A 9,137-nucleotide genomic window follows, 5' to 3' on the forward strand; every position below is an offset into this window, starting at 1 on the left:
ACAAAGTTCAAGTAAAGCTCCTGAGGTGCTTATATGGTGTAGCGGTATGAGGAACGAATCAGAAGTTTTTACCCTGTGGGAGCGAATCAGCCGGAGGCTATTCGCGATACCCCAATCGCTATTAGCCAGACAAGCTGGCTGAATAGCTCCCACAAAGTCTAAGCAAACCGCTTGGAGCGCTCCTAGGGTGTAGAGGTATTAGGAACGAATCAGGATTTTACCCTGTGGGAGTGAATCAGGATTTTCCCCTGTGGGAGCGAATCAGAAGTTTTACCCTGTGGGAGCGAATCAGCCGGAGGCTATTCGCGATACCCCAATCATCACCCACAAAAAAGGCCCCCGAAGGAGCCGCAGGAACCACTCCTCAAGAAGCAGCCAAATCCTTAATCCGACGTAACCAATACTTAGGCATCAGATTGAATACTCTGGATTATGGCTCAAATTGTCATATTGTCAATTAAAGACCAGACTGACAGCCTCAAAGCTTCTTGATGATAAAATCATTGCCCAGAAAAACCCCAGGTTCAATGTAGTAGCGATTGCCCAGCTTCAGCTCAAAGTCACTGATGCAATGCCCATGAAACAGATAATCGATCCCTCGCACACTATGCTCTGATCGACTATTAAAATTACTTCGCGACCAGATACACCGGTACAGCTGATCCTGATCAAACTGCTCGAAGTTATCCCAATGATCCGAAGGGAAGTCAGCATGCACGATGCCGTAGCGCACGCCCTCTCTGTTTTCGACTTCAATCGCCACGGGTAGGCGCTCAATCCGATCAAACCATGCGGGCCACTGATCGGGCGACGTATGCATTACCCAGTCACCACCATGGTTCAGCCAGGTCATACGTTCGCGACTGTTTTTGTACTTCATGCCGCTGATCATCAGGTACTCATGGTTACCCAATACGGCAAAAAACCAAGGCTCATCCAGGAGTTCCAAGGCCTCAATAGACTCAGGGCCACGGTCGATCAAATCACCAACACAGATGACGCGATCGGTGTCGGCATTAAAGCCAATATCAGCCAATTGGTTTTTCAGTTGAGTGACATGTCCGTGAATATCACCAACAACATAGTCACTGCCTTCGTTGTTAACGGGTAGGGTTAAACGGTGTGCCTTAAGAATCATGCAGAAGCCTTGCGTCCAGTGCGTCGTCTCATGCGGCCAGAAGTTGAATTATGAGGTGCCCAACGGGCGACGGCCGACAGCGCGAGTATAACGACAAACAACGACGCGTTCGTAGGAATTTGCAGATTAAAGTCCACGGTCGAGTGAATTCCAATCGCCACTATGGCCATAGTGACCGAAAACCCAACGCCCTGATAAAAACGACTGTTGCGCTGGCGCATCGCCACAATGCCATTCCAGAAGGCCCAAAACACAACTATGGCTAAAGCAATCGTGGCTGGCGCTCCAAACTCCGAAGCAAACTGGGCGTAATCGTTATGAGCATTGTTGTACAAACCAAAGCTTGTAACCTCCGGACTCTTCAACGCCGGAAACGTATGAGTAAAGGTACCCGCCCCCGTACCTGTGATCGGATTATCCAGAAAAATAGTAAACGTATCGCGAGTCACTTCATCCCGGCTTTCCGTTTGAGAGCTGGTCTGCTGCAAGCGCTCAGCGACCTTCTCAACCCCGAAGAAGGTCCCTACGATCGCGATATCAATAACCAGCAGGCTTCCTAACAACACGGTTGTTGCGGTGGTTTTGTTGCGCATTAAGACCAGAGCCAATGCCCCAGCCACCATCAGGCTGGCAAAAAACGCCGTATTCCCCATACGAGAGCGCGTCAAAACCAGAGCGATCACCATGATCGCGAGCAGTAACCGCAGAATGAGCTTTTTACTCAGCATAACTTCGATCAACTGGCGTAAACGCTGACGCGCAGAGCCAAAGTATCGTGTAGGTTCAGCCAGCAGCAGGCCTATACCTAACGCCAAAGATAATTCCATCAGCCCAGCCAGGCTGTTCCGGTTCACGTAAGTGCCGGTCGCAACACCGCGATAGTGTTCCTTTTCGGCAAAGAAACCATACTCCAGACCGGTAAGTACCATAAAAGCACCATACAAAGCCTGAAACGCCGCAGCGGCAACCACCACCCAAACTAACTGGCGAACACGTTGGCGGGAATCGACAAGCAACAAGGCCAAAGTAAACACAGCCGCATAGAGCAGCCCTTGTGACAGCGACATAAGAGAGTCATAAGGGCTCAATGACGTTATCGCCCACTGCACAACGACCCACAACTGAACGCACCAAATCAACACAAGTGGCAACGCACTGTGAGAAAACGCCGGTGTCACCGGTAATGTCGGTAAAGAACGAGTTGTATGTTCTATAAATCGGTTACGAAGCTCAACGCCAAGTAATACAAAAGCCACTACAGAGGCCAGGTTCCAGGCTAAAGGGTGTACAGACGCTTCAGGCAAAGGCAAAAAGAAAATAAGGCAAAGAAAGGCATTCCAGCGATTCATACAAAGCGGGCTCGGGTTCAAACAAGGCCAATAAAAAACCCGGCATACGCCGGGTCTTCGATAATACTCAAATCAACACTGAATCAGACTGGGCTGACAGGCTGACCAGCATTAGCTGGTGGTGTCGGTACCACCGGAGGTGTAAAGCCGTTTGCTGGCGTTTGACCGGTTTGTCCTGGAGTCTGAGCATTCAGGCCCGGCGCACCAGCGGTACCGTTGCCGTTATCGCCGTTGTTGCTCTGGCCACCAGTTTCACCGCCGTTACCGCCACCGTTACCGCCGCTTGGACCTCCTGCGGTTGCTGCACCTTGGCTGATACCCGCTGCTGCAACGTCACCTGGTATACCAGCATTCTGTGCTGCAGCCAGTACCTGACCTTGCGGAACGTTGCGCGAAGATGACGCAGTAGTCACAGCTGCAACAGCATCTCGTTGAGAAGCACCAGACGCGAGAGCCATACTCATCACGCTGTCAAGTGAAGCACCTTCGTCCATTGCAGCACCCAGGGCATCTGCGAGAGATAGCTCAGGGTTTGCTGCCATGGCTGCTTCCACGGCAGCCTCAATGGAAACACCTTCGGTCAGGAACGGTGTCAGAGCAGATTCTGCTTGTGCAGTCGACGCCATCATTGGCAGTACAGCAGCAAGTGCAAAAGTAGTAATGAGCTTACGCATGGTGGTTCCTCCGCGAAGCGTAAAATTAGAAATCTTGCGTAGTGTACGTTTTGGTCAGAAGGATGCCAAGCGTCCTGAAGTTATAAAAGGCTCCGAACCTGCCATTTCGACGGGTTTGACATGTTATTTACAATGCGGAGTTTTGTTCAGTCACATTTGTACCCATCATACTCCCGATATCCGCCTCGCTGACGCTGTTTGGTAAGAATAGCTGTCTTCCATTACTATTCGGCGGGTTAACTCACACCAGTGGCACCAAGCGAGCGATTACCCATGGCACATTACGACATCTTTAACGGCGATGCAGACGGCATATGTTCACTGATTCAACTCCGGTTAGCAGCCCCTAAAGACAGTACCGTTATCACGGGTGTGAAGCGAGACATCAAACTTCTGGCGAAAGCCAACCTTACCGACGGAGACAGTGCAACCGTATTGGATATCTCCATGGAGAAGAATGCCGATGCACTTCGGGCAGCGCTGGAGGCTGGCGCGTCTGTATTCTATGCCGACCATCACAGATCTGGGGATATTCCTGATCACCCGGGTCTGGAAGCACACATCAATACCGCACCAACTACCTGCACCGGCTTGATCGTAGACTATTACCTGAATGGCCAATATCGTGAGTGGGCAATCGTTGCAGCCTATGGCGACAATATTATTCAGGTCGCTGATGAGTACTGTGCCCAGCTTGGGTTATCACCCGAGCAACAGAATCAATTGCTCAAGCTAGGCACGGCCATGAACTACAACGGCTACGGAAGCACAGAACAAGATCTGTACTACACCCCCGAAGCGTTATATCGGGTAGCCTGCCAGTACGAGACCCCATTCGACTTCATAGCAAATGAAAATGAAGTCTACGAAACCCTTACCCAAGGTTACGACGAAGATATGGCCAAGGGGCTGAGCATAACACCAGACCAAGTGACTGAATCTGCTGCCATGGTCACCTTGCCAGACGAACGCTGGGCGCGGCGCGTAAGTGGCGTTCTGGGTAATGAACTAGCGAACCAACACCCCAGTCGCGCGCATGCGATACTCACCGAAGTACCAGGCAAAGTTGATCATTTTCAGATAAGTATCCGAGCGCCAAAATCAAACCCCTCGGGAGCTGACGTCATTGCTACCCAGTTCGGTGGCGGCGGCCGCAAGAATGCCGCCGGTATCAATGAAATAGCGAAAACAGACCTGGCGAGTTTTTGGGATGCGCTCGTCAATGCATACAGCTGATTGGTTGATCAGGGCTGACAATAACGGCCTGGATGGTAAATGGTAAATGAAACCTGACATTCGCCATTTGCCGCCAATTGTCTTGCATTGGCATGTTCCAAACTGGTGCTAATTCCGGTACCTTTCGCAATATTGACTACGGGTATCGTTATAAACATATAACCAGTGCAGGGATTCACATGACAGCAGCCACAAATGTCGTATGGCATGACACCAAAGTGACCAAAGAGAGCCGCTGTGCTCATAAAGCGCAGAAGCCCTGCATCCTCTGGTTTACTGGTTTTAGCGGTTCGGGAAAGTCCACCATTGCCAATGCGGTTGAGCATCGCCTGGCCGAGCTGAAACAGCATACCTACCTGCTAGATGGCGATAACGTCCGCCATGGCCTTAATAAAGACCTTGGCTTTACGGATGAAGACCGAATCGAAAATATCCGCCGTATTGGCGAAATGTCAAAGCTGTTTGTGGACGCCGGGCTTATCGTTGTCACCGCCTTTATTTCTCCCTTCAAAGCAGAACGCCAGTTGGTGAGAGATCTGGTGGGTAAAGGTGAGTTCTTTGAAGTGTTTATGAGCACGCCGCTTGAAACCTGTGAAGAGCGTGACCCTAAGGGCCTGTATAAAAAAGCGCGTGAAGGGAAGATCAAGAACTTTACCGGTATCGACTCAGAGTACGAACCACCCGAAAACCCCGAAGTGACGTTAGATACCTCGACCATGACGGTTGAAGAATGTGTCGATCGGGTTATCAGCCACCTTAAGGATAACCAAATTCTGTAACGCAGCGATTTGACGCCCGACATCTATTGTAGGAGCGCTTCAGCCAACTTGTTGGCTATGCGCGAATGAAGGTTGATTGTCATTCCCGCAAAGGCGGGAATTCACATAACGAAGGACCCACCAACCGGCCATGCCGGTTCATCAACGTATGGCTAATGACGGCATCAGCCTTGCCTTTATGGCGGAAGCCAACACTCAATGGTTTACTTGCGCCGGCTTCATACTACCGTGAAAATCGACTATCTGGCGTTATCAGAATTCGGCCTGGTACGGGTTAACACTCAATACCGAGGATAAACTTCGCCAATGGTTAGTCTTCGTGCTAAGTGAAATCTTTGTCGTCTTATCATCTATTGTTCCATACCTACGAAACAGCGCCGGAAGAATGGCTGCTTGGTATGACGTCTTGCAATATTACGCCTTCGGTACTTTCGCGGCGGTTATTTACTCACCCACGATGGGGGATGTCGTATCTCGGTAATTGCAAAGCAAACGAAAAACGCTGAAGCAAGGGAGTCTTCTTTCCCTCATGCAGTTCGATTCCGAACATCACAACACTGGAGAAAAAACGCTACTGATTGGGTTGCCATACCTGCTGGCCTTGGCGGTAAAGACGACATAGAAGGCGCACTCGACATTATTTACGCCCAGCCAGAAGTCTCGACATACGTCTCAAGACTGTTTACCCAAAGATTGGTGAGCTCTAACCCTGCTGAAGAATAGTCAAGGTATTCAGCGTCAGCAACACACCAGATCAGCAACTAACAGGCCTTGACGATAAAGTGCGCGGCATATTGCTGAGAAAGCTCGAGACAGTTACACGTATGGCCGAAATAGGTAAACGGCAAGGGCTTAAAAGGCAGGTATTCGCCGTAAGCATGCCGGGGTTCGATACCCATGATGATCAGCACGCGCGTCATTCCATGCTACTGCGTGAACTCAGCTTGTCGCTGTGGCACTTTCAGGAGGCAATTGATGCGCTCGGTATGGCAGACAAGGTAACGCTGTTTACCCAGTCTGACTTCGGGCGAACACTTGCCCCGAACAACAGCGGGACAGACCACGCATGGGGCGGCAACCAGCTTGTAGTAGGAGCGGCAGCAACCGGACACCTGGTAGGGAGCGAAGGCGACCTCGCACCTGATATGAGTGAGCAAAGCCTCCAAATGATAGACGAACGCCGGAGCAGAATCATACCAACCCTTGCCCACGAGCAAACGTTAGCCAGCTTGCTCGTCTGGTTTGGTGTGCCAGAGGCAGAAATCCAAAACATATTGCCTCGCTATCAAAACTTCAGTGGGCCTGTCGCCTTGTAGAAGTTCATCGAGCGAGCGAACATCAGGCAGCCTACAAATTGCTCAAATTGTCAGCTTGCTGTCACAACCTTTACAGACAATCGTTAGAATCCCCCCCATGAAACTTGGCGCATATGGTGTACAATCGCATCATCACAGAACATCCAGCCAAGTGTATTGTGGGATGTGTGGAGCCATTCAAACGGCGAAGTATGTTTAATGGCGAAAATGGATATTTAATTTACTTGGCGAAACTCTAACCCGCCGACGAAAAGAAGGATTCTTAGGTGACACAACACCAACTAGCAACAGGCCGAATCGCCACGATGATCAAGCTTGCAGTTGCTGCTGGTGCAAAAGTGTCCTCTGCGTTCGTGGCCTTTGCGCTCACAGCGTTGGTGACTCGTAATTTACCTAACGACCAGGCCGGCCTGTTTCTTTTAGGCTTTACCATCCTCGCTGTCTTTTCAGTTGTTGTTCGCCTTGGCCTTGATAATGTAGTTCTACGCTTTCTGTCAGCACATGGGCTGGATGAATACGCACAAGAAAAATTGAATCGGGCAATACTTTGGGTCGCCACTGTAAGTCTGCCTGTCACGGCATTAGCTATGGCCCTCAGTCGTCCAATTGCAGAACACGTCTTCAATAAGCCGGATTTTGGCCCTGTGTTGTTCTGGATGCTTCCTGCGCTCCCTGCTATAGCGTTGTTCTACCTCGTATCATTAGCATTTCAATCACAACACCGGGTAATACTTACCACACTCTTTCAGAACTTAGGGATTTCTGGCTTGTTTGTTATGGGCCTAGGGTATGCGTGGTATGCCTATCCAGAACAATTAACGGTTCTTTTACTGGCCAAGATCTACAGCGGCGCTGCAGTGATCGTACTGGTTTCAGCATTCACACTTTGGCTGAGTCAAAATGACTCCCGGTTAACGCTTGTGGGTTATAAAGACAGTGAAATGACCTCGGCGGCTATGAACCTCTGGACAGCTTCACTAATGAGTCTTTCCGTTCAGTGGGCCGGCGTACTGATCGCAGGCACCATGTTGCCTGCAGAAGAAGTAGCGTTGTTGAGTGCGGCACAGCGGACAGCACTTCTACTTTCATTCGTATTGTTAGTTGTAAACATGGTGGTGGCTCCCCACTTTGCGCGCCTTTGGAAGGACGGAGATGTGGCTAGAATTAAATACATTGCAAAATGGTCAGTAAGGGGGATGGTGGTCGTAGTAACACCGCTATTGGCTGTAATGATCACTTTCTCTGAGAGAATTATGAGTTTGTTTGGGGAAGGCTTCGATGAAGCCGCTCTTCTTTTGACAGTAATGGCCTCTGGTCAGTTTATCAATGTAGTAACCGGCTCCGTTGGATTATTATTGACTATGAGTGGACACGAACGCGAGTTCAACCAAGTTACGTTGTTTTCAGGTCCTACAACTATAATGTTAACTGTTATATTAACCAACTACTTCGGTATATTCGGAACAGCAGTTGCAACGGCGATCGGGATTGCGATACAAAATATTGGTGCAACGGTTTTAGTTAAGCGGAGATTGGGTTTTTTTCTGTTTATATAAGTCGAGTTGATCATTTTAATATTTGAATTTTAATATGTTATAAGAGTGTAATATATTGAGATTAATTTTTATTGTATTGGGAGTTTGAAATGGATGTGTTTTTGATAGGAGCGCCAAAAACCGGAACTACCGCTATTGCACACTATTTGGAAGAACATATAATGGTCGATTTTTGTAGTGTGAAAGAGCCGAATTTCTTTTCGAGCGATTTGGTTGGGGGCGATAGGGCTGCGGCCGACTTATGCGAATATCATCGACTTTATGAGAATGATGGACGCATACGAGTTGAGGCATCTACCACATATCTTTATTCGGATTATGCAATAACTAAAATTCTTGAAATAAATCCTAATGCGAAATTTATTGTAGGGATTAGAAATTATGTTGATTTAGCGCAATCCCAATATAAACAGATGCTTAAGGTTGGGTTTGAAGATAAGTATAGATTTCAGTCAGCATGGGATTTGAGCACAAAAAGAAAAAAAGGGCTCTGTATTCCGTCATCTTGTACAATACCGGTTGATATTCAGTATGACGAAATTATTAGTCTAGGCAAGTATGTTGAAACCGTAGTGGATCGTGTTGGTAGTGAAAAGGTATTTATATACAAATATGAAGACTTGAACGCTGACTTTAATAAAGTTTTTGGCGATATTTTGGAGTTTATAGGCCTTCCTGTACAAGAAATTGAAGTCGTAGAACGTAAGAATCCGACACTTGTACCACATAGCTTGTTGCTGTCACGATTTATCCAAATGTTGACAATTGCCAGGAAGCGATTCGGTCTAATAAGCGGGTTTGGTTTTGGTGAGCTATTGCGTAATTGGAATTCCGGCAAGAGCGACGTCTATGATCTGACTGATTATGAAAAAATGTTAGTTGTTAACTTTTCAAAATCAGACTATGAGGTATTGTCTTCAGTGGTCAAAATGTTTGGCGTGTCTATCGATGATTATCGAAAAATTTAAACATTCAACAGTATTGCTTTGCGCTCTCATGATTGCAGTTGAGTTTGTTTTGACAGTAGACTATTTTGCATCATTTCTAATGTCGTTGTCTTTGATTCTATTTTGCTTGTATATACAATTT

The 9,137-nt window shown here is 48.2% G+C and carries 8 protein-coding genes; 5 read left to right on the forward strand and 3 right to left on the reverse strand.

Going from position 1 to position 9,137, the window contains the following annotated elements; genetic code table 11:
* Positions 1 to 478: 478 nt before the first annotated feature.
* From B2067_RS03725 to B2067_RS03735, 3 genes are all read right to left on the reverse strand, one after another.
* The gene (locus B2067_RS03725; RefSeq protein ID WP_301387502.1) at positions 479 to 1,138 is read right to left on the reverse strand and encodes a metallophosphoesterase; all 660 of its coding nucleotides are present in this window, start codon (positions 1,136 to 1,138) and stop codon (positions 479 to 481) included.
* Positions 1,135 to 2,205, reverse strand: a complete 1,071-nt coding sequence (locus tag B2067_RS03730; RefSeq protein ID WP_301387503.1) for an O-antigen ligase family protein — start codon at positions 2,203 to 2,205, stop codon at positions 1,135 to 1,137. Before B2067_RS03730 ends, B2067_RS03725 begins: the two co-directional genes overlap by 4 nt.
* Positions 2,206 to 2,570: 365 nt before the next feature.
* Positions 2,571 to 3,161: a hypothetical protein gene (locus tag B2067_RS03735; protein WP_301387504.1), complete on the reverse strand. Its 591-nt coding sequence runs from the start codon at positions 3,159 to 3,161 to the stop codon at positions 2,571 to 2,573.
* 273 nt (positions 3,162 to 3,434) lie between these two features.
* On the opposite strand from B2067_RS03735, the gene B2067_RS03740 reads away from it, so the two are divergent.
* The 5 genes from B2067_RS03740 to B2067_RS03760 all read left to right on the forward strand — a co-directional run bounded on the left by B2067_RS03740 (position 3,435) and on the right by B2067_RS03760 (position 9,016).
* Complete coding sequence (locus B2067_RS03740; protein ID WP_301387505.1) at positions 3,435 to 4,397, forward strand: DHH family phosphoesterase; 963 nt, start codon at positions 3,435 to 3,437, stop codon at positions 4,395 to 4,397.
* A 179-nt stretch (positions 4,398 to 4,576) separates the two neighbouring features.
* Positions 4,577 to 5,176, forward strand: coding sequence for an adenylyl-sulfate kinase (gene cysC / locus B2067_RS03745; protein WP_301387506.1), 600 nt, complete (start codon positions 4,577 to 4,579; stop codon positions 5,174 to 5,176).
* A gap of 824 nt (positions 5,177 to 6,000) precedes the next feature.
* Positions 6,001 to 6,492, forward strand: a complete 492-nt coding sequence (locus tag B2067_RS03750) for a DUF1501 domain-containing protein (RefSeq protein WP_301387507.1) — start codon at positions 6,001 to 6,003, stop codon at positions 6,490 to 6,492.
* A gap of 266 nt (positions 6,493 to 6,758) precedes the next feature.
* On the forward strand, positions 6,759 to 8,048 hold the full coding sequence (locus tag B2067_RS03755; RefSeq protein ID WP_301387508.1) for a lipopolysaccharide biosynthesis protein: 1,290 nt from the start codon (positions 6,759 to 6,761) through the stop codon (positions 8,046 to 8,048).
* 89 nt (positions 8,049 to 8,137) lie between these two features.
* Positions 8,138 to 9,016, forward strand: a complete 879-nt coding sequence (locus B2067_RS03760; protein WP_301387509.1) for a sulfotransferase domain-containing protein — start codon at positions 8,138 to 8,140, stop codon at positions 9,014 to 9,016.
* The last annotated feature ends 121 nt before the right edge of the window (positions 9,017 to 9,137 follow it).

Source organism: Thalassolituus sp. UBA2590 (assembly GCF_002339775.1).
Taxonomy (GTDB): domain Bacteria; phylum Pseudomonadota; class Gammaproteobacteria; order Pseudomonadales; family Oceanobacteraceae; genus Thalassolituus.